The sequence below is a fragment of the Pigmentiphaga aceris genome (assembly GCF_008119665.1).
In the GTDB taxonomy this organism is placed as follows: Bacteria; Pseudomonadota; Gammaproteobacteria; order Burkholderiales; family Burkholderiaceae_B; genus Pigmentiphaga; species Pigmentiphaga aceris.
Genome location: NZ_CP043046.1, coordinates 2,474,270 through 2,496,328 on the forward strand (window position 1 = coordinate 2,474,270; position 22,059 = coordinate 2,496,328).

The 22,059-nt window shown below is 61.5% G+C and carries 19 protein-coding genes; 15 read left to right on the forward strand and 4 right to left on the reverse strand.

The genetic code is table 11. From position 1 onward, the window contains the following. Nucleotides 1–47 precede the first annotated feature (47 nt). The 5 genes from FXN63_RS10670 (at nt 48) to FXN63_RS10690 (ending at nt 3,130) form a co-directional block, all read left to right on the forward strand. Nucleotides 48–473 carry a hypothetical protein gene (locus FXN63_RS10670; RefSeq protein WP_148814668.1) on the forward strand — a complete coding sequence of 142 codons (426 nt, stop codon included), beginning with the start codon at nt 48–50 and terminating at the stop codon, nt 471–473. Nucleotides 474–577: 104 nt separating this feature from the next. Then, nucleotides 578–1,366 carry a tRNA (adenosine(37)-N6)-threonylcarbamoyltransferase complex dimerization subunit type 1 TsaB gene (tsaB, locus tag FXN63_RS10675; RefSeq protein ID WP_148814670.1) on the forward strand — a complete coding sequence of 263 codons (789 nt, stop codon included), beginning with the start codon at nt 578–580 and terminating at the stop codon, nt 1,364–1,366. An 89-nt stretch (nt 1,367–1,455) separates the two neighbouring features. After that, complete coding sequence (gene rimI / locus FXN63_RS10680) at nt 1,456–1,896, forward strand: ribosomal protein S18-alanine N-acetyltransferase (protein ID WP_148819171.1); 441 nt, start codon at nt 1,456–1,458, stop codon at nt 1,894–1,896. Next, nucleotides 1,893–2,855 (forward strand): uracil-DNA glycosylase, encoded by a 963-nt coding sequence (locus FXN63_RS10685; protein WP_148814672.1) that lies wholly within the window; start codon nt 1,893–1,895, stop codon nt 2,853–2,855. Before rimI ends, FXN63_RS10685 begins: the two co-directional genes overlap by 4 nt. An 80-nt stretch (nt 2,856–2,935) precedes the next feature. Next, complete coding sequence (locus tag FXN63_RS10690) at nt 2,936–3,130, forward strand: YqaE/Pmp3 family membrane protein (protein WP_148814674.1); 195 nt, start codon at nt 2,936–2,938, stop codon at nt 3,128–3,130. A gap of 157 nt (nt 3,131–3,287) precedes the next feature. Here the strand turns inward: FXN63_RS10690 and lplT are convergent, their stop codons facing one another. Both lplT and queF read right to left on the reverse strand, forming a co-directional pair. Then, nucleotides 3,288–4,625, reverse strand: a complete 1,338-nt coding sequence (gene lplT, locus FXN63_RS10695; protein ID WP_148814676.1) for a lysophospholipid transporter LplT — start codon at nt 4,623–4,625, stop codon at nt 3,288–3,290. 226 nt (nt 4,626–4,851) lie between these two features. Then, nucleotides 4,852–5,277 carry a preQ(1) synthase gene (gene queF, locus FXN63_RS10700; RefSeq protein ID WP_148814679.1) on the reverse strand — a complete coding sequence of 142 codons (426 nt, stop codon included), beginning with the start codon at nt 5,275–5,277 and terminating at the stop codon, nt 4,852–4,854. A gap of 170 nt (nt 5,278–5,447) precedes the next feature. Between queF and smc the strand changes: the two genes are divergently transcribed. From smc to FXN63_RS10720, 4 genes are all read left to right on the forward strand, one after another. Beyond that, nucleotides 5,448–8,981: a chromosome segregation protein SMC gene (gene smc, locus FXN63_RS10705; protein WP_148814681.1), complete on the forward strand. Its 3,534-nt coding sequence runs from the start codon at nt 5,448–5,450 to the stop codon at nt 8,979–8,981. A gap of 37 nt (nt 8,982–9,018) precedes the next feature. Continuing rightward, entirely contained in the window at nt 9,019–10,188 is a 1,170-nt protein-coding gene (locus FXN63_RS10710; RefSeq protein WP_148814683.1) for a cell division protein ZipA C-terminal FtsZ-binding domain-containing protein, read from the forward strand. An 88-nt stretch (nt 10,189–10,276) separates the two neighbouring features. Then, on the forward strand, nt 10,277–12,328 hold the full coding sequence (gene ligA, locus FXN63_RS10715) for an NAD-dependent DNA ligase LigA (protein ID WP_148814685.1): 2,052 nt from the start codon (nt 10,277–10,279) through the stop codon (nt 12,326–12,328). Nucleotides 12,329–12,332: 4 nt separating this feature from the next. Continuing rightward, nucleotides 12,333–13,091: an S-methyl-5'-thioinosine phosphorylase gene (locus tag FXN63_RS10720; protein WP_148814687.1), complete on the forward strand. Its 759-nt coding sequence runs from the start codon at nt 12,333–12,335 to the stop codon at nt 13,089–13,091. 84 nt (nt 13,092–13,175) lie between these two features. Here the strand turns inward: FXN63_RS10720 and FXN63_RS10725 are convergent, their stop codons facing one another. Then, complete coding sequence (locus tag FXN63_RS10725; protein ID WP_148814689.1) at nt 13,176–15,758, reverse strand: [protein-PII] uridylyltransferase; 2,583 nt, start codon at nt 15,756–15,758, stop codon at nt 13,176–13,178. A gap of 84 nt (nt 15,759–15,842) precedes the next feature. Beyond that, on the reverse strand, nt 15,843–16,652 hold the full coding sequence (map, locus tag FXN63_RS10730; RefSeq protein ID WP_148814691.1) for a type I methionyl aminopeptidase: 810 nt from the start codon (nt 16,650–16,652) through the stop codon (nt 15,843–15,845). A 337-nt stretch (nt 16,653–16,989) separates the two neighbouring features. Between map and rpsB the strand changes: the two genes are divergently transcribed. The 6 genes from rpsB (at nt 16,990) to FXN63_RS10760 (ending at nt 22,042) form a co-directional block, all read left to right on the forward strand. After that, nucleotides 16,990–17,739, forward strand: coding sequence for a 30S ribosomal protein S2 (gene rpsB / locus FXN63_RS10735; protein WP_148814693.1), 750 nt, complete (start codon nt 16,990–16,992; stop codon nt 17,737–17,739). Between the two features lie 224 nt (nt 17,740–17,963). Then, the gene (tsf, locus tag FXN63_RS10740) at nt 17,964–18,845 is read left to right on the forward strand and encodes a translation elongation factor Ts (protein WP_148814695.1); all 882 of its coding nucleotides are present in this window, start codon (nt 17,964–17,966) and stop codon (nt 18,843–18,845) included. Nucleotides 18,846–19,046: 201 nt separating this feature from the next. Beyond that, on the forward strand, nt 19,047–19,763 hold the full coding sequence (pyrH, locus tag FXN63_RS10745) for a UMP kinase (RefSeq protein WP_148814697.1): 717 nt from the start codon (nt 19,047–19,049) through the stop codon (nt 19,761–19,763). A 49-nt stretch (nt 19,764–19,812) separates the two neighbouring features. Beyond that, nucleotides 19,813–20,373: a ribosome recycling factor gene (frr, locus tag FXN63_RS10750; protein WP_148814699.1), complete on the forward strand. Its 561-nt coding sequence runs from the start codon at nt 19,813–19,815 to the stop codon at nt 20,371–20,373. A gap of 8 nt (nt 20,374–20,381) precedes the next feature. Then, nucleotides 20,382–21,203, forward strand: coding sequence for a polyprenyl diphosphate synthase (gene uppS / locus FXN63_RS10755; protein WP_246165098.1), 822 nt, complete (start codon nt 20,382–20,384; stop codon nt 21,201–21,203). Between the two features lie 2 nt (nt 21,204–21,205). Further along, the gene (locus FXN63_RS10760) at nt 21,206–22,042 is read left to right on the forward strand and encodes a phosphatidate cytidylyltransferase (protein ID WP_148814701.1); all 837 of its coding nucleotides are present in this window, start codon (nt 21,206–21,208) and stop codon (nt 22,040–22,042) included. The last annotated feature ends 17 nt before the right edge of the window (nt 22,043–22,059 follow it).

The window sequence follows — 22,059 nt, forward strand, 5'->3', positions numbered from 1 at the left end:
CTCAGAATAATGCACTCCCGGGCACACTTTCGCTATCGAGTTCTGCTGTGCAGTCATCGAGCGTGTCGGGTGGCGATCAAACTGGCCGTTCCGGGTCTCGGGTGATCCTGTCCACAGGAGCTTCACAGGCGTCCTCGTCTTCCGCACCTTCAGCGTCTTCTTCTGTTTCCAATGGCCAGAGCGTAAGCAGCCTCGCGCCTCCTACACCTGCTTCGCAACCACCTGCCTACGGTACGGGCGGTGTGGTGTATGGGTCGAGCAATGGCGATCTGGGTTATATCGGTGTGGTGCCCCACGCAGTAATGCCGCATACCGTGATGCCCGGTCACGCGGATTCCGACTGGGCAGGCCCGGTGCTTCCCGGCGAGCGCGTGCACGTGCCCAAGCGCCTGTCTACGGAAGAACGTTTGCGTTTGCGCAGCGATATTCGAGACGCGTCGCGCAATATGTACGAGCATCCTCGCAGTCGCTGATTGATGGCCATGCCTGGTCATGATTGTTGGCCATTGGTCGCCGCGTTAACACCGACGCGTGTTTGGCCGTCAGCGTTGGCTGCTTAGCTCGTACAATTCCATTCATGACTCAATACATTCTTGCCCTGGAAACTTCCGGTGCGTGTTGCGGCGTTGCGCTCTTGTGCGACGCAAGCGGTGCGCAGCGGGTCGTGTTGCGCGAGCATCACGGCACCAAAGAACATTCCGAACGCCTGTTGCCGATGGTCGACGAAGTCTTGGCCGAGGCGGGCATTGCTGCCACCGCGCTCAGCGCGATTGCCTTCGGGCAAGGTCCTGGCGGCTTCACGGGCTTGCGGGTGGCGTGTGGTGTGGCGCAGGGCCTGGGTTTTGCACTTGAACTGCCGCTGGCGCCCGTGGTGTCGCTGGCGGCGCTGGCATTGGCAAGCGAAGCCACGACTGGCCAGGTGGTACTGGTGGCCATGGATGCACGCATGGACGAGGTGTATGCCGGTGCCTACCGCATCGTCGATGACGCGGGCTGGCGCGACGTGGTGGCGCTCGATGGACCGATTCTGCTGGGTGCTGCCGACCTGCTGACCTGGGCACGCATGCAATCCTGGTGGACCGACGCCGTGCTGCATGTCGGTGACGCGGCGCTTGCTTATCCGACGCAGGTCGGTCTTTCTGATACCGCCCCGCGTTCCGAAATTGTTCGACCGACTGCCGATGCGGTGGCCTTGCTGGCGGCGGGCATGTTGCGTCGTGGCGAGTGTGTGCCGGCCGATCAGGCAAGCCCGCTTTATGTTCGCGACAAAGTGGCTTTCACCACCGCTGAACGGGCATCCGGTCTGGGTGGGAATCCTCGTGTCACCTTGCCGCAGGTAGGGGTGGCAAACGGAGTGGCAGGATGAATACGCAGCCTTTCAACCGACCGGACGCATCGAACACGAACACGCGTGAAACCGTGGCGGGCTTGCCCGCATCGTTGTCTGTCGCGCGCATGCGCGAGGAAGACCTCGATGAAGTCATGATCATTGAGCGTCGCATCTACGAGTTTCCCTGGACCCGTGCCAACTTTTCTGACTCGATCGCAAGCGGGCACAGCGTCTGGGTAGCGCGAAGCGCGGAAGGGCTTGAAGGCTATTGCGTCATCATGGTGGTGCTCGATGAAGTGCACCTGCTCAATCTCAGCGTGGCCCCGCTTGCACAGGGCAAGGGGGTAGGGCGCGGCTTGCTGAACTGGACCGAGGTGGTGGCGGGTCGATACCTGGCGTCCAGCGTGTTGCTTGAAGTCCGCCCAAGCAATCTGCGAGCGTTGGGTCTGTATGAACGTATCGGTTATGAACGCGTCGGCATTCGACGCGGTTACTACCCTGCCACCCGGGGCCGTGAAGATGCGATCGTCATGCGCAAACCCCTGCATCGGGCAGGGCCGGCATGAGCGTGGCACCGGATGTCTCCTCGCCCTTGCGTCGTGCCTGGTTGCGTGAGCTGGGTATTGAACGTGTCTGGGCCGCGACGCCGCCCGCGCAGGTAGCAAGTCAGGCACCACAAGTCAGTGCGCAAGCGCTTGCCGAAGCACCTGCCGAGACTGCTTCGCCAGCCGCTGCATCTGTCGTCGCGCCGCCCGCTCGCATGGAAAGTCCTGCGGCAGCTGCTCGTCCGGCCGAGGGTGGTGCTCGTGCCACCACACCGCGCACGACCACTGGCCGTATGGGACCTGCCCAGGTACACCGAGACGCGCTCGCCAGCATGGTCGCAGCACCAAAAGCGAACGCGGCACCGCCCGTGACGCAGGCGCAGGCAATCGAATGGGCCTCAGGCGATCCGGAAGCCGCCTGGGCTGCCTTGCAGGCGGAAGTGTCGGTCTGCACAAAATGTGCGCTCAGCAAAGGCCGCACGCAGTCGGTGTTCGGATCCGGGCCGCGCAGTGCGCAATGGCTGCTGATTGGCGAAGCACCCGGTGAGCAAGAGGACCGCCAAGGCGTGCCTTTTGTGGGGCGTTCGGGCCAATTGCTGGAAAACATGCTGGGTGCGATCGGCGTGCAACGTGCGAAGGGTGATGCGTTCGTCACCAACATCGTCAAATGCCGGCCGCCGAACAACCGCAATCCTGAACCCGAAGAGGCCGCTGCCTGTCGACCCTACCTGGAACGTCAGGTAGCGTTGCTCAACCCACAGCGCGCGTTGGCGGTGGGTCGGGTGGCCGCGCAGAACGTGCTTGGCACTGATGCGACCATCGGCAGCCTGCGCGGTCGTGTGCACAGGCTGGGGCTGGGCGGCAAGGATATCCCGATGGTGGTGAGTTACCACCCCGCTTATCTGCTGCGCGCGCCACTTGAAAAAATCAAGGCATGGCACGATCTGAAGCTGGTGTCCGGCATTGGCGAGCCGCAATAGGCCGTCGCCGGCTAACGATCGGATCGCGCCTAGACGACCTTTGCGTCGCGCCTCCATTCAAAGATTTCTTGGGAGAACCCATGCGACTGATACTGGCCATTTTGCTTCCCTGGCTGCAGTTCTTCACCATTGGCCGGCCGTTTGCCGGCATCATCTGCCTGATTCTGCAGATCACGCTGATCGGCTGGATTCCCGCTGCGATCTGGTCGGTGTATGCGCTTAGCCAATACACCACAGACCAGAAGATTTCGCGTGCAATTCGCGGGACGCGTTGATCCTCAGGTTTGATGCTTAAGTAGTTCGGGTTCTTCAGCGACCTGACTCCTTGGGTCGCATCTGAAATCTGAAGCGCGAGACAAAAAATAACAGCCCCGAATCGGGGCTGTTATTTTTTGCGCCACCGTTTCCAGTGGCGCATGCCTTCACTTGGCGTCAGTGCTTGTGCGCTTTTTCGTCGCCGCTCAATGCAATGCCATGTGCGTGGCTGCCGATCAGTTCATCAAGGTTCGGGAAGCGGCGATGGTTGTGCCGGTTCCAGGCCATGATGATCAGCATCAACCCGGCCACCAACAGGCCGAAGATCACGATGATGGCGTTGACCGATACGTTCAGCGCCAGCAGCAGCGAGTACGAAGCTACCATCAACAGGATGTTCAACTGCTCGTTGAAATTCTGCACGGCAATCGAATGGCCTGCCGACAGAAGCACATGGCCGCGATGTTGCAGCAAGGCGTTCATCGGGACGACAAAGAACCCGCCCAGACCGCCGATCAGGATCAGCAGGGTATAGACGAACCAGCGGTCGTAGGCCACCGGCATCAGCATCACCACGAAGCCCATCAGCACACCAAAGGGCAGTACCTTCAAGGCTGCATGCAGCGGGATGAAGCGCCCGGCGATGATTGCACCGAAGATCGTGCCGACCGAGGCAACCCCCATCAGGATGGATGCCTGGTTCAGCGGCAGGCCAAGTTGCACGCGGCCCCACTCGATCACGATCAGCTGCAGCGTGGCACCCGCGCCCCAGAAGAGCGTGGTGACGGCCAGCGAAATCTGGCCCAGCTTGTCGTGCCACAGGGTGCGAATGAAGCCACCGAAAGTCTTCACCAGACGGATCGGGTTCTTCTGCTGCTTCGGGTAGACCACACCGGTGTCCGGAATCGTCAGGTTGAAGCCGGTCGCAATCAGATAGATCACGGCAATCACAACGATGGCAGCTTCAGCCGGCGGCGTGCCGCTGTGCATGCCCGGAATGAGGTTCAGATTCAGCAACCAGCTGGACACGGCAGGGCTGATCAGCGCACCGCCAACCACCACCCCCAGGATGATGGAGACAACTGTCAGGCCTTCGATCCAGCCATTGCCCTTGACCAACTGGTCTGGCGGCAACAGCTCGGTGATGATCCCGTACTTGGCAGGTGAATATGCTGCCGCCCCGATACCGACCAGCGCATAGGCCAGGCAGATCAGATAGACCTCTTGATGGGAGGGCAAGCCAAGGCTGCCGTACAGGAACATCAACAGACAGCCACAGATCTTGATCGCGTTGGTCGCGAACATGACCTTGCCCTTGGGGTAGGAGTCGGCGAATGCGCCGACGAAGGCTGCAAGCAGTACGTAGGACAGCGCAAATGACCATTTGATCATTGGCGTCATCCAGGCTGGGCCGTGGAGTTGCTGAATCAGTGCAACGGCTGCAATGAATAGGGCGTTATCGGCGAGCGAAGAAAAAAACTGCGCTGCCATGATTCGGTAAAAGCCTCGTTTCATCGGATCCCGTATGTCGTGCTGCAAGTCGGAGTGGAAAGTGCGAAGTCCGGCTGGCCGCATGGCCTTAGTCGATGCCGACGCCGCGAGTTATAGCACGCGATTACGCCCGATGGCATGCTTCTGCGCACCATTGGTGCAAGCCGGCAGAAAGTCTGCCAGTGTGGGCGTGCCGGCTCTTGACAACAGCCGGCTGCGAAGTGTTCGGCTGACGCTTCGCGATGCGGGCTTATCCGCGCATGTTGCCGTGCGGCAGGCTGTCGAATTGATGCAGTGCCACAGCGGGGGCAGGGGTCCAGCCCGGCTTGCGGTGTTCAGCGACGACGGTAGTGAAAATACCGCCACGCACGTACCACTTGGCCGTCAGGCGGAAGTAGCGCGGGTCGAGTGCGGCAACCAGATCGTCCAGGATCTTGTTGGTCACGGCTTCGTGGAAGGCACCCTCGTTGCGGAAGCTCCAGGTGTACATCTTCAGGCTTTTCAGCTCGACACAGCGTTCGTCGGGGATGTAGTCCAGCAGCAGCACTGCGAAATCAGGCTGTCCGGTCAGCGGGCAGAGGCAGGTGAATTCGGGGACTTCGATGTGAATCTGATAGTCGCGCCCGGCATTCGGGTTCGGAAAAGTATCGAGGGTCTTGCTGGGCAAGGAAGGCATGGCGGTGTCCAGAAATCGGTAAATGGGACTCAAGTGAGCCTTTATCGGCCTTTGCGCGCCGGTGCGCGCGGCGAAAGGTGGTCCCTTTGGTATTATACGAAGCGCTTCGCATACCCGCCTCGGGCATCAACGGTACGCCGTTAACCAACACTTTCTACTGCCTCGTATCGGTGCGACTCACCCAGATCAAACTCGCGGGCTTCAAATCCTTTGTCGACCCGACTGCTATTTCAGTTCCCAGCCAGCTGGTAGGGGTCGTCGGCCCTAACGGTTGCGGCAAGTCGAACATCATCGACGCCGTACGCTGGGTGCTGGGCGAATCCAAGGCCTCTGAGCTGCGTGGCGAATCCATGCAGGACGTGATTTTCAATGGCTCCGGCCATCGGAAGCCGTCGGCGCGCGCGTCTGTCGAACTGGTGTTCGACAACGGCGAAGGACGGGCTGCCGGCCAGTGGAGCCAGTACGCGGAAGTGGCCGTCAAGCGTGTGCTCACGCGCGATGGCAACAGCAGCTACTACGTCAATCAGCAGCAGGTTCGCCGGCGCGACATTCACGACATATTCCTGGGTACCGGCCTGGGTGCACGCGGCTACGCGATCATCGGCCAGGGCATGATCAACCGGATCATCGAGGCGCGCCCTGAAGAACTGCGGGTGTTCCTGGAAGAAGCGGCTGGGGTGTCGCGCTACAAGGAACGTCGCCGCGAAACCGAGAACCGCCTGGGCGACACGCGCGAAAACCTCACGCGCCTGGAAGATATCGTGCGCGAACTCACGTCGCAGCTGGACAAGCTCGAAGTGCAGGCCGAAGTGGCGCAGCGTTTCCAGAATCTGCAAGGCGACCACGACCTGAAGCAGCGCTTCCTGTGGCTGCTGCGCAAGCGCGAGGCCGATGCCGAGCGCCATCGTTTTGCGCTGGAAATCGAAAAAGCCCAGCTTGAACTCGATGCCTCGATGGCAGATTTGCGTCGCATCGAAGCGCAGCTTGAAAGCCAGCGCCAGGCCCACTACGAGGCCGGTGACGCCGTTCATACGTCTCAGGGCAAGCTCTACGAGGCCAATGGCGAAGTCAGCAAGCTGGAAGCTGAGATCAAGTACGTGGTGGAATCGCGCAACCGCATGCATGCGCAGTTGCAGCAGTTGCAAGAACAGGCAGCGCACTGGGCAGAGCAAAGCGAAACCGGTGCGGAATCGCTGGCCATGGCTGAAGAAAGCCTGATCGAGGGTGAAGCGCGCGCGGAAGAATCGCGCGGCATTGCCGAAGATGCGCAGGCGCGGCTGCCCGATACCGAAAACCTGTTGCGTGACCAGGCGGCTGCGCTTGCCGCCATGCGGGCATCGCTGGCGCAGGTCGAACAGGCGTTGGCGCTCAGCGCCCAGGCCCAGCGTGATGCCGACCGGCAATTGCAGGCCCTGGCGCAACGGCGCGAGCGCCTTGACCTGGAATCGCGCAACCTGCAGCGGCCCGATACCGACCGTCTGGAACAACTGACGGGCGACTTGGCCGACACCACGCAGCGCGTGGCGCAGGCCAAGGAAGAACTCGAATCGCTGGACGTGCAGATGCCGCAAGCCGATGCACAGCGCCGACAAGCCCAGGAAGCCGCCCAGACTGAAGCGCGGGCGGTAGCCCAGTTGGAAGCCCGTCTGTCGGCACTGACGCGCTTGCAGCAGGATGTGCAGAAACAGGGTGCCCTGCAGCCCTGGCTGGAAAAGCACGAGCTCGACAAGCACGGCCGGCTTTGGCAGAAGCTGCACATCGAAGCCGGATGGGAAGCCGCGCTGGAATCCATCCTGCGCGAGCGCATGACCTCGCTGGAGATGAGCAAGCTGGACTGGGCGCGTGCGTTCTTCTCGGACGCCCCGCCAGCCCGACTGGCTTTCCATCAGATGCCGGTCGCAGGCGGCACCCCCGAGTCCGCAAGCGGCCTGACGCCGCTGACCAGCTTGCTGCGCCTGAGCGATCCGGCGCTGCGCAGCTTGCTGAACGACTGGTTGCGCGATGTCTACATCGCAACCGACGCCACGCAGGCCATTGCTGCACGCGCGCAACTGCCGGATGGCGGCTGTTTTGTGGTCCGCGAGGGGCATCAGATCAGTGCCCACAGCGTGCGGTTCTATGCGCCGGATTCCGAGCAGGCCGGCATGCTGGCGCGCCAGCAGGAAATCGAAAACCTGCAACGCCAGTTGAAAGCCCATCAGCTGATCAGCGACGAAGCGCGTTCAGGCGTTGCCCGCGCCGAAGCCGCCTACCAACAGGTTGCCCAGGCGCAGCCAGCGGCGCGCCAGCGTCTGTCTGAAGTCACCCAGCGACTGCATGCCATCCAGCTGGAACACTCGCGTCTGTCGCAGCAGGCGGCGCAATCTGCCGAGCGGGCAGGGCGTATCGACGAAGAAATCGCCGAAATCCGCGCGCAGCAGGAAGAATTGCTGATCGTCAAGGAAGAGGCCGAGGCGCGTTTCGAAAACATGGATGCCGAGCTGGGCGACAAGCAGTCTGCTTTCGAAGATGCCCAGATGGCCCAGGAAGCGCGGGAAGCCGAGGTACAGCGCGCACGTGACCAGCTGCGTCAGCTGGAACGGGCGGCCCAGGAGGCCACATTTGCCGAGCGTGGCTTGCGTGCCCGCATCGATGAATTGCGTCGCAGCCTGCAATTGGCAGGCGAGCAGGGCGCACGGGCGGCCAGCGAGGCTGCACGGGTGCAGGACGAAGTGAAGGTGCTGGATGACGCGGCGGCGCGTGCCGGATTGCAGGCGGCACTGGCCTTGCGTACCGAGGCCGAGCAGTCTCTGGCGCGGGCGCGCACTGAACTCGACACCTTGACGGCACAACTGCGCGATGCCGACGAACAGCGCCTGACGCTGGAACGCTCACTTGAACCGCGCCGGGCACGTATTACCGAATTGCAGTTGAAAGAACAGGCCGCGCGTCTGGCGCAAGAGCAGTTTGCTGAACAACTGACTGCGCAGCAGGTCGATGTTCATGGGCTGGGCGTGCAGCTGGATGCCTTGCCGCGTGAGTGGCAGCGGGCGGCGTGGTTGCAGTCCGAATTGGGCCGCATCACGCAGGAAATCGCCTCGCTGGGGGCGGTCAACCTGGCGGCGCTGGAAGAATTGACCATTGCGCGCGAGCGCAAACGCTTCCTGGACGAGCAGCACGCGGACGTTTTACTGGCAATTGACACCCTGGAAGACGCGATTCGGAAGATTGATCGTGAAACCCGACAATTGCTGCAAGAAACCTTTGATACGGTTAATCGTCACTTCGGTGAACTGTTTCCGTTACTGTTTGGTGGAGGCGAGGCACGTCTGCAAATGACGGGCGATGAAATTCTCGATTCGGGCGTGCAAGTGATGGCGCAGCCGCCGGGAAAACGAAACAGCACAATTCACCTGTTATCGGGTGGCGAGAAGGCGTTGACCGCGACGGCGCTGGTGTTTTCGATGTTCAAGTTGAATCCGGCTCCGTTCTGCCTGCTTGACGAGGTGGATGCGCCGCTGGACGATGCGAATACCGAGCGTTACGCGAATCTGGTCAAGCGCATGAGCGAACATACGCAGTTCCTATTCATATCCCATAACAAAATCGCAATGGAAATGGCCCATCAATTGGTCGGTGTGACGATGCAGGAGCAAGGCGTGTCGCGTATCGTAGCCGTCGACATTGACTCGGCCATGCAATTGGCGATCGAAGACGCTGCCTGAGGGCGGCGCACAAACCACGGAACTCTGGACATCTGGCATGAGTGATTTACAGATCGGATTGATCGCATTGGGCGCGTTGGCGATCCTGATTATTCTCTGCATCAACTGGTGGCAGGACCGCCGCGCTCGCACGCAGATGCAGGCGCGCTTCCCGGTCGGCGAGCATGATGCACTGCTGAAAGACGCCGCACCGGCACCGTTCACCGAGATCCAACGACGCGAACCGAACTTCGGTGCACAACAGGCGGCAGCTGCCGCGGCTGCTGCGGCAAAGGGTGCTCCTGCGGCCAAGCCGGAACGTGCCGAGCCGGTTGTCTCCAGTGTTGAAGAGGACCTCAATGCAACGGTCTTGCCGGTCGATGAAGCTGCGTTGGCACCGGAAGTGGTGCAGCACGACGCCGACGAGCCCGATGCTGCCTGCGAAGCCGTGATCGACGTGGTCTTCAACGAGCCGGTGGCCGGCGACGAACTCGCCCCGTTCACGCTTGGCCTGCGCCATGCCGGTCACAAGCCCCTGCGCCTGTTCGCCGAAACGGCAGGTGGTTCGCACCACGCGTCACTTCGCCCGGACGCACGTTATGCCTCGCTGCAGGTTGCTGTGTTGCTGGCCAATCGCAGCGGCCCGCTGACCAGCGGCGAGTGGGCCGAAGCCCTGTCGCGTGCGCGGGTGCTGGCCGATCAGTTCGAGGGCAACGTCGAAGCGCCGTCCGAGCCGGCCGTGTTCGAGCATGCCCGCCAGCTTGATGCCGTATGCGCCGCGCTGGATGTGCAGGTTGGCCTGACGCTGGTGGCACGCACCGAGCGCTGGAGCGCGTCCGACGTCTTGACCGCCGCTCACCAAGTGGGCTTCGCACCGCTGTATGACGGTCGTCTGCCGTTCCTGGACAAGCAACAACGCGTGCGTTTCACGCTCACGCGCGGCGACAACCTGTCCTTTGAATCTGCTGCCAACACGACGATCAGCCAACTGAACCTGTTGCTGGATGTACCGCGCAGCCCGGCCGATCCGACCGCATTCAGCCAGATGGCGGCTGTGGCACGTCGTCTGGCTGCGGTCTTGAGTGCAGACGTGGTCGACGATGGCGGCCGTCCGCTGGCCGACGGTGCGGTGACGGCAATCGATCGCCAATTGCTTGAACGCGTCGAGCGGCTTGAAAAAGCAGGGCTCGAAGCAGGGTCGGTGCGTGCACGCCGGGTCTTCGGATAATTGTTCAGAATGAATTTTTCGGGGCCGTACCCGTGCATCTTCCTGCGGGATGATGCACGGGCGGCCCCGATTGTTTTACGGATGTCGCATGACTGATCTGCCTGCCGGCCAGGATGCCGAAACCCTTGCACGCACCCGCGTGACAGCGTTGCGCGAGGATATCGAAGCACATAACCACCGTTATCACGTGCTCGATGCACCGATCATCAGCGATGTCGAATACGACAAGCTGTTCCGCGAGTTGCAGGCGCTGGAAGCCGAATTCCCGCTGTTGGCCGATCCTGATTCGCCCACGCAGCGCGTAGGTGCCGCGCCGCTAGCCCAATTCGACGTGGTGCGTCACCGTGTGCCCATGCTGTCCTTGGGCAATGGTTTTGAAGACGCGGACGTAGAGAGTTTCGATGCACGTGTGCGTGACGGCCTGGATCGTGATTCTGTCGATTACGCCTGTGAATTGAAATTCGATGGCCTGGCGATCAGTCTGCGTTATGAAAACGGCCGTTTTGTGCAAGCCGCGACGCGCGGTGATGGTGAGGCTGGAGAAGACGTCACCGCCAATATCCGCACCTTGCGTGGCATTCCACTGAAACTGCGCGGCGAAGCACCTGCCGTGCTGGAAGTGCGCGGTGAAGTGCTGCTGTTCCGCGAAGATTTTGCCAAGTTGAATGCCGCCCAGGGCGAGCGCGGTGAGAAGGTGTTCATCAATCCCCGCAATGCCGCGGCCGGCAGCCTGCGTCAGCTTGACCCGCGCATCACCGCGCGCCGTCCGCTGCGTTTCTTTGCGTATGGCTGGGGCGAGATCGAAGGCCAGGTGCCGCACACCACGCACAGCGCGATGATGGGCTGGCTGGAAGCGCTTGGATTCCCGGTCAATGGCGAGCGCAAGGTCGTCACAGGTGCGCAAGGTTTGCTGGAATTCTACCGAGACATCCAGACGCGTCGTCCTGATCTGGCCTACGACATCGACGGTGTCGTCTACAAGGTGGACAGCCTGGCCGCGCAACGCACGCTGGGCTTTGTTTCGCGCGCACCGCGCTTTGCACTGGCGCACAAATTCCCGGCCGAAGAAGCCACCACCGAGCTGCTGCGGATCGAGTTCCAGGTGGGGCGCACCGGTGCAATCACGCCGGTTGCGCGACTGGCCCCGGTGTTTGTCGGTGGCGTCACTGTGACCAACGCAACGCTGCACAACGAGGGTGAAATCCATCGCAAGGATGTGCGTGCGGGCGACACCGTGGTGGTGCGACGCGCGGGCGATGTGATCCCCGAAGTCGTTGCCCCCGTGCTCGAAAAACGCCCGGACGGGGCGGTGCCGTTTGTGATGATCAGCCAGTGCCCGGTGTGCGGCTCGGCGGTTGAAAAGCCCGAAGGCGAGATCATTGCCCGCTGTACTGGTGGCCTGTTCTGCGCAGCCCAGCGCAAGCAAGCCGTGTTGCATGCGGTGCAGCGCCGCGCCTTGGATATCGAAGGCCTGGGTGAAAAGCTGATCGATCAACTGGTCGACACCGATCGCGTCAAGACGCTGGCAGACCTGTTCACGCTGAATGCCGAGACTCTGGCCGAACTGCCGCGCATGGGTGCCAAGTCTGCCGAGAATGTGGTGGCTGCCATTCAAGCCGCACGCACGCCGCCCCTGGGGCGTTTCCTGTTCTCGCTGGGCATTCGCCACGTGGGCGAATCCACCGCGCGCGACTTGGCCAAACGCCTGGGCTCGCTGCAAGCGGTGATGGACGCAAGCGAAGCGACTTTGCTGGAAGTGCCTGACGTCGGCCCGATCGTGGCCGCATCGATTCATCGTTTCTTTGCCGAAGCCCATAACCGCGAAGTCGTGCAGGCCTTGCTCGACAACGGCGTGACACCGGGCCAGGAAACCGTGGCAGCAAGCGGTGGTGGCGCGCAAGGCGTACTGGCCGGCAAGACGCTGGTGCTGACCGGCAGCCTGCCAACGCTGTCACGCGATCAGGCCGCCGAGCTGATTCAAGGTGCGGGCGGCAAGGTCAGCGGTTCGGTATCGAAGAAGACCCACTATGTGGTGGCTGGCGAAGATGCCGGCAGCAAACTCACCAAAGCTCAGGAACTGGGCGTGACCATTCTGGACGAGGACGGGCTGCACGCCTTGCTCGCCGGATCGACGGAGTAGACGCATGTACGCAATTATCGGGGGCAGTGGGCTGTATCAGCTGGCCGGCTTCCAGGCGACCCGCCGTCAGGTCGTCCGCACACCTTATGGCGAGCCGTCGGGTGCCTTGACCTTCGGCCGCATCGGCGATGGCGACGAACTGGTTTTCCTGGCGCGTCACGGTTATGGCCACACGCAGGCCCCGCATCGAATCAATTACCGCGCCAATCTGTGGGCCTTGAACGAAGTCGGTGTGGAAAAAATTCTGTCTGTGGCCACGGTTGGTGGTGTGTCGCCGGACTGCGGCCCGGGTCAGTTGGTGGTGCCAGATCAGATCATCGACTACACCTACGGCCGCGCCAACACCTTCTTCGATGGCGGCGATCAGCCGGTCGTCCATGTCGATATGACCTTGCCGTATTCGGAAGTCGTTCGACAGGAATTGTTGCAGGCCGCAAAAAGTGTCGTTGCCATTCGCGATGGCGGCGTTTACGGCTGCACCCAAGGCCCACGTCTGGAAACCACCGCCGAAATTCGCCGTCTGGCGCGTGATGGCGTCGATATCGTTGGCATGACCGGCATGCCGGAAGCTGCGCTGGCTCGCGAGCTTGATCTGCACTATGCGGCATTGTGCGTGGTAACCAATCACTCGGCTGGGGTGGGCAGCAGTCTGACCGAAATCTCGCTCGACGATATTCGCGTGACGCTGGATCACACCATGCAGTCGGTGCATCGCATTCTGGGGCAGATGTTGGGACAGCCGCTGGTCAATCGCGATAGTTGATTTCAACGGCCACGATGACAAAAGGGTGCCGATCGTTGATCCGCACCCTTTGTCATTTGCAGCACTGATTACTCGAAGCCTCGACTACAGCGCTTCCAGCAAATCCTTTTCGAACTGACGCTGTCCGCGCGGGCTGTTCAAGGTCTGTCCGCCAATCAGGAAGGTATCTTCGACCCGCTCGCCCAGCGTCAACACCTTCGCCGTCTGCAGCGTGATCTTGTGCTGGCCAAAGGTGCGTGCCAAGGCATACAGCAAGCCATTTCGGTCTGTGGTGATCACCGACAGAATCCAGAACTGATTGCGCTCATCGGGACGAAGCTCCACGCTTGGCTGCACCGGGAACAGGCGCGACTGGCGTGAGGCTCGGCCCGCCACCGGCTCGCAGATCGTGGAAGTCGAACCGGCAAGCTCGCTGCTCAAGGCATGCGCCAATTCGTGTTCCACCAGGGTGGTCATCGCCCGGTGATCGCTGGCACTGCCCGGTGCCAGCACCATGAAGGTGTCCAGCGCCCAGCCGTGGCGGGTGGTGTGGATGCGCGCATCCTGCACGCTCAGGTTCTTGCCGGCCAGGTACGCGCAAATGCGCGCGAACAGATCCGGCTGATCGCGCACATACACCATGATCTGCAAGCCCACGCCTGCCGGGCCCAGACGGGCGCGCACGACGGCTTCTTCGTTGTTGACCTTGTTGTACAGGTGGCGGGTCTGCCAGGCGATGTCATCGGCCTCGTGGCGCAGGAAATACGCCACATCGAGCTGTTTCCAGAACGCATCCCGTGCGTCGTCGCGCAGACCGCGCAGCCGCAGCAATCGTAGCGCTTCCTGCCTTCTGGCTTCCAGTACGGTGTTGGAATCGACGCGTTCGCCGCCCAGCGCGCGCATGGTCAGGCGGTACAGGTTCTCCATCAGCTGCGCTTTCCAGGCGTTCCACACCTTCGGGCTGGTGCCACGCACGTCCGCCACCGTCAGCAGATACAGACCGGTCAGCTTGCGCTGATCGCCCACCAGGGCGGCAAAATCGTTGATGGTGTCGGGGTCGGACAAGTCCTGCTTTTGTGCCACGCTGGACAGCATCAGGTGATTGCGTACCAGGAATTCGATCAGCTCCGCGTCTTCCGCCGCTAAGCCGTGGTCGCGGGCAAAACGCCGCACTTCCACTGCGCCAAGCACCGAATGGTCGCCGCCACGCCCCTTGGCAATATCGTGGAACAGAGCAGTGGCATACAGCAACCAATGGCGGTCGAAGTCCAGCATCAGCTGGCTGCAGAACGGGTATTCGTGCGCGTGCTCCGGCATCGTGAAACGACGCAGGTTGCGGATCACCATCATCGTGTGCTGATCGACGGTGTACACGTGGAAAAGATCGTGCTGCATCTGCCCGACAATGCGTCGGAAGGGCGGCAAGTAGCGCGGCAGGATGCTCAGTTCGTTCATGCGCCGCAACTCGTGCACGATGCCGCGCGGCTGCTGCAGAATTTCCAAAAACAGCTTGCGATTCACCGGGTTGCGCCGAAACTGCGCATCGATACTGCCCTTGGCGTGCCAGATCGCGCGCAGCGTGCGTGCCGACATGCCTTTCAGCGATGAGTGCTGCTGCATCAACAGGAAGGCGCGCAGCAACAGCGTCGGATTGCGGGCAAAGGCGTCGTCTTGGCGCACATCCAGGCGGTCGTGCAGGCTCTGGAAGTCCTCGTCGATATCGACAGCGGCTTCGCCCGGCCGTGGGAACAGTCGCTCTTCCAGGTTCTGCACCAGGATCGTGTTCAGCTGGGTGACCAGCTTGGCGGCCCAGTAGTAGCGTTGCATCAGCACTTCGCTGGCACGCCGCGTAGGTGTGCCCACGATGCCGTAGGCGGTTGCCAAGGTCGATTGCACGTCGAACAGCACACGATCTTCGCGACGATTGGTGGTCAGGTGCAGTTCAATGCGCAGACGCTTGAAGGCTTGCTCGGCACGTCGAAGCTGGCGGGCTTCATCAGGCGTCAGCAAGCCTGCCCGGGCGATCTGGCTCCAGCTTTTGCCATAGCCGGCAGCGCGTGCCGCCCACAGGATTACCTGCAGGTCACGCAGGCCGCCGGGGGATTCCTTGCAATTGGGTTCCAGCGAGTAGGGCGTGTCCTGGTACTTCGTGTGCCGCTGCTGCATTTCCAGACGCTTGGCGCGGAAAAACGCGCGCGGGTCCAGGTGTTCGCGCATGGCGGCTTCCAGGCGACGAAACAGCGCCCGGCTGCCCGCCAGATAACGGGTTTCCAACAGCGCGGTTTCCACCGTGATGTCTTGCTCTGCCTCGGAAATGCATTGGGCAATCGTGCGCACGCTGTAGCCGGGCTCAATCCCCATGTCCCACAGCGCGGTCACCAGATTGGCGATCAGCGTCTCGTCGTCGGGCGAAGGCTCGCGGGCAAGCAGGACCAGCACGTCAACGTCGGAAAACGGGTACAGCTCACCGCGCCCATAACCGCCAACCGCGCCCAACACGGCACCGGGCGGCAGCGGCATGATCTGCAGCAAATCGATCAGCGCGTGGTCGACCACCCTGCGCAGGGCGGTCAACAGCGTATCGGGACGCAGATGCGTGCGGAAAGCGGCGATGGCTTCGGCGCGTTGTGTCTGCAGGCGTGCACGCAGGGCCGGCACACTGCTGGCCGGTTGAGTCAGATCGTTCATCGCAGTCTCTCCATCTGCGGCACCATGACGGCAGATGCCGGCCACCTGGGTAGCCGGTCTGGTCCGGGGCGGTGGTCGGTGTCTTCAGGCCGCCTGGGAAGCAACGAAGGCCGGCGGCGCGGGCATGCCCGGCGACACCGTCAGAATTTCATAACCGGTTTCGGTCACCACCAGCTGCAATTCCCATTGCGCAGACAGGCTGCGATCACGCGTGGTGATCGTCCAGCCATCGGGCATTTCACGAATTTCACGGCGACCGGCGTTGATCATGGGTTCGATGGTGAACACCATGCCCGGGGCCAGGACTTCGCCCGTGCCCGGACGGCCGTAATGCAAGACTTGCGGGTCTTCGTGGAAGCGTGCGCCAATGCCGTGGCCGCAGAATTCGCGCACCACGCTGAAGCCAGCCGCTTCTGCATGCTTCTGGATGGCGGCACCGATGTCGCCCAGACGGTTACCCGGACGAACCTGTTCAATGCCACGCCACATGCATTCATACGTGACCTCGCTCAGGCGACGGGCCTGAACAGAAGGTTCACCCACGAAATACATGCGGCTGTTGTCGCCGTACCAGCCGTCCTTGATGACGGTCACGTCGATATTGAGCACATCGCCATTTTTCAGGGCCTTGGGGCCGGGAATGCCATGGCAGATGACATGGTTGACCGAGGTGCAGACATGGCCGGTAAAAGGCGGGTAGCCCGGCGGGGCATAGCCAATGGTGGCCGACACGACGCCGAGTTCGTCCATGTGTTCCTTGCAGAGCCGGTCGAGTTCACCCGTGGTAATGCCTGCGCGGACGTGCGGTTCGATGAAATCCAGGATGCTGGCTGCGGCACGGCCGGCTGCACGCAATGCTTCGATTTCCTGGGCGTTCTTGATGACGATACTCATGCTTGACGAAATTTCCGGTCTAGTTGGTGACGGGTCTGACGCTCAAATTCAACGCCAAACCACGTGCAATACGGTGCGCAGCGCATGCAGCTTGAGTACATGGCGCGGAAAATAGTAGAATTATAGGCTTGCTCGAATTTTCGGGCAGGAAACTCGCGTGTCGCCACAATGAGGGTGTCTTACCTGACTGGTCTTCGAAAGAAGATTGGGGCGGGTCCGGACTGGTCGCCGAAAAATTTTCGCAAGAAGATTTCGCAAAAGCGTTCGATAAGAGCGTTGGCCGGGTAAGGGGATAGATGCAGTCGGCGATACCAGACCCAACCCTTGGAGTCATACTATGTCCGTCACTATGCGCGAAATGCTGGAAGCCGGCGTCCACTTCGGACACCAAACCCGCTTCTGGAACCCCAAGATGGCCCCGTACATCTTCGGTCATCGCAACAAGATTCACATCATCAACCTTGAAAAGACCCTGTCGCTGTATCAGGATTCTGTCAAGTTTGTTCGCCAGCTGGCTGCACGCAAGGGCACCGTCCTTTTCGTGAGCACCAAGCGCGCAGCGCGTGAAGTCATCGCCGAAGAAGCAAAGCGTGCTGGCATGCCTTACGTCGACAGCCGTTGGCTCGGCGGCATGCTGACCAACTTCAAGACGGTCAAGACCTCGATCAAGCGTCTGAAAGACATGGAAATCATGCTTGCTGAAGGCGCAACCGAGCGCATGAGCAAGAAAGAAAGCCTGATGTTCCAGCGCGAAATGGACAAGCTGAACAAGTCCATCGGCGGTATCAAGGACATGAACGGTCTGCCCGACGCCATCTTCATCATCGACGTCGGCTATCACAAAATTGCCATCACCGAAGCCAAGGTTCTGGGCATTCCGGTCGTCGGCGTGGTCGATACCAACCACTCGCCGGAAGGTGTGGCGCACGTGATCCCGGGTAACGACGACTCGGCCAAGGCTATCGCTCTGTACGCACGCGGCATCGCCGATGCAGTCATCGAAGGCCGCGAGCAATCGCTGCAAGAAGTGGTCGAAGCCGTTACCGAAGGTAGCGACGAGTTCGTGGAAGTCGAAGGCGAAGCCTGATTTCCCGTCCGGTTCCTGCCGGAGACATCTGATTGCCATCGCTCGCGTTCATGATGTGACGCGGGCTTTGGATGCGCGGCGGGGGAGTGCGAAAGCACCCCTCGGCTCGCCCGGATCCCGGTTGGTCCCGCACTTTCGTTCACCTGTCCTTCACGGGCCCTGCGGGCCGCATCGTGGCGACAGGCTGAAATCTCCCCCAAAGAATTCAATTATCAGGAGCTAGCATGGCTGTTATCACCGCTGCGTTGGTCAAAGAGCTGCGCGACAAGACTGACGCGCCCATGATGGAATGCAAGAAGGCACTGACGGAAGCCGACGGCGACCTGGCACGTGCTGAAGAACTGCTGCGCGTCAAGCTGGGCAGCAAGGCAAGCAAGGCTGCTTCGCGTCTGGCTGCCGATGGCCTGATCGGCCTGTACGTCTCGGACGACGCCAAGGTTGCTGCGGTTGCTGAAATCAACAGCGAAACCGACTTCGTTGCCAAGAACGACGACTTCGTGCAATTCACGCAAGACATCGCTCGTCTGGTTGCTGAAAAGAACCCGGCTGACCTGGCTGCACTGGGCGAACTGCCCCTGGGCGAAGGCACCGTTGAAAGCGTCCGCGCTGCCCTGATCGGCAAGATCGGCGAAAACATCAGCATCCGTCGCTTCGAGCGCGTGCAGACCGAAGGCCGCGTGGCGTCCTACGTGCACGGCGGCAAGATCGGCGTGCTGGTCGACACCACCGGCGACGAGGCCCTGGGCAAGGATCTGGCCATGCACGTCGCGGCCACCAAGCCGAAGGCGCTGGACGCTTCGGGCGTGCCGGCTGCAGACATCGAAACCGAGCGCTCGGTTGCCGAACAAAAGGCTGCTGAATCGGGCAAGCCTGCCGAGATCGTTACCAAGATGGTCGAAGGCGCTGTTCAGAAGTTCCTGAAAGAAGTTACCCTTCTGTCGCAGCCGTTCGTCAAGGACGACAAGCAGACCGTTGAACAACTGCTGAAGAGCAAGGGCGCGAAGGTTTCGCAGTTCGTGCTGTACGTGGTTGGTGAAGGCATTGAAAAGAAGACGACCGACTTCGCTGCTGAAGTGGCTGCTCAAGCCGCTGCTGCACGCGGTTAAGCCGTCTGCAAGGACAGGCCCGCCGCACCGTCGGCGGGACAGGTTGGCGTAAAGGCCTTCCGAAGGGCTGGTGTCCTCTAGTGGGACATCGGCCCTTGTCATAAACGATGCGAGCGCCGGTGCCGAGCTGGCCTGGTGCCGGTCGTGAATGGTCGCGCAGCCGGGCGCGCCATCGAAGCAGTGCATAAAAGGAAAACGACTGTGACAGCCAGCAAATACAAACGGGTACTGCTCAAGCTCTCCGGTGAGGCCCTGATGGGCGACGACGCGTTTGGCATCAACCGCCAGACCATCGCTCGCATGGTCGAGGAAATCGTCGACGTCGCACGCCTCGGCGTCGAGCTGGCCATCGTGATCGGTGGCGGCAATATCTTCCGCGGTGTCGCGCCGGGTGCCCAGGGCATGGACCGCGCGACCGCAGACTACATGGGCATGATGGCCACCATCATGAACGCACTTGCACTGCAAGACGCGTTGAAGCGCAGCAGTGTCGATGCGCGCGTGCAATCCGCGCTGAACATCGATCAGGTGGTCGAGCCTTACATCCGCCCGAAGGCCCTGCGTTACCTGGAAGAAGGCAAGGTGGTCATTTTCGCCGCCGGCACCGGTAACCCGTTCTTCACCACCGACACGGCAGCCGCGTTGCGCGGTGCCGAAATCGGTGCCGAGATCGTGCTGAAGGCAACCAAGGTCGACGGCATCTACACCGCCGACCCCAAGAAAGACCCGACGGCTACGCGTTACAGCCGCATCAGTTTCGACGAAGCAATCAATCGCCGTCTGGAAGTCATGGACGCCACGGCCTTTGCGCTGTGCCGCGACCAGAAGCTGCCGATCAAGGTGTTCTCGATCACCAAGCATGGCGCGCTGGGTCGCGCGGTGATGGGCGAGGACGAGGGCACGCTGGTCCACGTCTGAGCGTGGTCGGCCGAGGCCGACCCGAACGAATGCAATTTAGGAGTTAGTAATGAGCGTATCCGACGTCAAGAAGGTTACCGAGACCAAGATCGGCAAGTCGATCGACACCCTCAAGACCAATCTCGCCAAGATCCGTACGGGCCGCGCCCACACCGGCATCCTGGACCACATCCAGGTCGATTATTACGGCTCGCCGGTTCCGGTGAACCAGGTTGCGAACATCACCTTGTTCGACGCCCGCACCATCAACGTCCAGCCTTTCGAAAAGAAGATGGGCTCGACCATCGAAAAGGCGATCCGCGATTCCGACCTCGGTCTAAACCCGCAATCCTTCGGCGAATCGATCCGCGTTCCGACCCCGGCCCTGACCGAGGAGCGTCGTCGTGATCTGAACAAGGTCGTGAAGAACGAAGGTGAAGATGCCAAGATCGCCGTGCGCAACCTGCGCCGCGAAGCCAACGACCAACTGAAGAAGCTGGTCAAGGACAAGAGTATCTCGGAAGACGACGAGCGTCGTGGCCAGGACGACGTGCAGAAGCTGACCGACAAGGGCGTGGCTGAAATCGACCGCCTGATCGCGCAGAAAGAAGCCGAGATCCTGACGGTCTGACAGCCCTCGTGCGCAAGTTCGTCTCCTCTCTGAGCAGCTCCACGCTCGCCGTCCCCGGGTCGGCGGCGGTGCCCCGGCACGTCGCCATCATCATGGACGGCAATGGGCGCTGGGCGTCGCGTCGTCTGCTGCCCCGCGTCGCAGGTCATACACGTGGCGTGGACGCCGTGCGCACGGCGGTCGAAACCTGCGCGCGGCGCGGCGTGGAATACCTGACGCTGTTTGCCTTCAGTTCCGAGAACTGGCGGCGTCCGGCCGACGAGGTGTCCTTGCTGATGCGCTTGTTCGTCGTCGCGCTTCAGCGCGAAGTCGGCAAGCTGCACGCCAACGGCATCCGGCTGCGGGTGGTGGGCGATATGTCCGCGTTCGAGCAGCGTCTGCAAGACCTGGTTCGTGAAGCAGAAGCGCGGACAGCCGGGAATACCGGGTTGACACTGACAATCGCCGCCAACTATGGTGGGCGTTGGGATGTGTTGCAGGCCACGCGGCAAATGCTGCAAGACCGGCCAGAACTGGCAAGTGAGCCTTCGCTGATAGATGAGGCGGCGCTGACGCCTTATCTGGCAATGGCTTACGCTCCCGAGCCAGACCTGTTCATCCGCACGGGCGGTGAACAACGCATTTCGAATTTCCTGTTGTGGCAGCTTGCTTATACCGAGCTCTACTTCACCGATTGTTTCTGGCCGGACTTTGGCGAAGCTGACGTCGACCAGGCATTCGAGTTCTACCGTACGCGCGAACGCCGCTTCGGGCGCACCAGCGCCCAATTGGTCGATCCGCGGGTTTCTTCCACGCCGGCCGACGCCGGAGTTTCATCCAAACCGGGCTGACTTTGCTTCGAGAACGCGTAATCACCGCGCTGGTGTTGTTTGCCGTATTGGCCATCACCTTGACCTTGCCGGGACCGATACCGTTCGCGCTACTGTCGGGTGCCTTCCTGAGCTGTGCCATGTGGGAATGGTTGCGCCTGACCTGGGGGCCTGCCAAGCCGGGCACGGTGTTCGTCCCTGGGGTGGTGGCTGCACTGGCGCTGGCGTGCATCTTTCTTGCCATCCAGTTTTCGGGCGCTGATGCCTTTGACCTGGTTCCGGCCACGTTCGGATTGTGGATCGCAAGCTCTGTCGTCTGGGTCGGGGCGATTTTGCCCATGCTTACCCGGGCGCGCGCCGATGCAGCCCCGCGCAATGCCATCTGGAGCGCATTTTCCTGGGTGGCACTGATCGCAACCTGGACGGCCTTGAATGTGGCCTATACGCTTGGTCCGCTGTTCCTGCTGAGCCTGGCTGCGGTCGTCTGGGTGGCCGACATCGCCGCCTACTTCGTGGGCAAGAAGTTCGGTCGTCGCAAGCTTGCACCCCACATCAGTCCGGGTAAAACCATTGAGGGCGCGATTGGTGGCGTGGTTGCCGCCGTGGCCTTGATTCTGATCAGTGCGCAATTCAAGGACACTTTCGGTGCTGCCCTGAGTCACAAGTGGGGAATGCTTGGCGCAGCATGCTTCGGCCTGCTGCTTGCCGCATTGTCCATTGCGGGCGATCTGTTCGAGTCTTTGCTGAAGCGTCGCGCCGGCATGAAGGACTCAAGCGGCCTGCTGCCCGGTCACGGTGGTGTGTTCGATCGGCTCGATGCCTTGTTGCCGGTTCTGCCGCTGGCCTTGTTGCTGGTATAACCACAGCCACGCAGTGC

Excerpts from the sequence above, each read along its gene's own strand:
- rpsB (WP_148814693.1), top strand. The coding sequence starts at position 16,990 with ATGTCCGTCACTATGCGCGAAATGCTGGAAGCCGGCGTCCACTTCGGA.
- map (WP_148814691.1), bottom strand. The coding sequence starts at position 16,652 with ATGAGTATCGTCATCAAGAACGCCCAGGAAATCGAAGCATTGCGTGCA.
- queF (WP_148814679.1), bottom strand. The coding sequence starts at position 5,277 with ATGCCTTCCTTGCCCAGCAAGACCCTCGATACTTTTCCGAACCCGAAT.
- rimI (WP_148819171.1), top strand. The coding sequence starts at position 1,456 with ATGCGCGAGGAAGACCTCGATGAAGTCATGATCATTGAGCGTCGCATC.
- tsf (WP_148814695.1), top strand. The coding sequence starts at position 17,964 with ATGGCTGTTATCACCGCTGCGTTGGTCAAAGAGCTGCGCGACAAGACT.
- frr (WP_148814699.1), top strand. The coding sequence starts at position 19,813 with ATGAGCGTATCCGACGTCAAGAAGGTTACCGAGACCAAGATCGGCAAG.
- FXN63_RS10690 (WP_148814674.1), top strand. The coding sequence starts at position 2,936 with ATGCGACTGATACTGGCCATTTTGCTTCCCTGGCTGCAGTTCTTCACC.
- FXN63_RS10710 (WP_148814683.1), top strand. The coding sequence starts at position 9,019 with ATGAGTGATTTACAGATCGGATTGATCGCATTGGGCGCGTTGGCGATC.
- tsaB (WP_148814670.1), top strand. The coding sequence starts at position 578 with ATGACTCAATACATTCTTGCCCTGGAAACTTCCGGTGCGTGTTGCGGC.
- lplT (WP_148814676.1), bottom strand. The coding sequence starts at position 4,625 with ATGAAACGAGGCTTTTACCGAATCATGGCAGCGCAGTTTTTTTCTTCG.
- ligA (WP_148814685.1), top strand. The coding sequence starts at position 10,277 with ATGACTGATCTGCCTGCCGGCCAGGATGCCGAAACCCTTGCACGCACC.
- FXN63_RS10720 (WP_148814687.1), top strand. The coding sequence starts at position 12,333 with ATGTACGCAATTATCGGGGGCAGTGGGCTGTATCAGCTGGCCGGCTTC.
- FXN63_RS10685 (WP_148814672.1), top strand. The coding sequence starts at position 1,893 with ATGAGCGTGGCACCGGATGTCTCCTCGCCCTTGCGTCGTGCCTGGTTG.
- FXN63_RS10725 (WP_148814689.1), bottom strand. The coding sequence starts at position 15,758 with ATGAACGATCTGACTCAACCGGCCAGCAGTGTGCCGGCCCTGCGTGCA.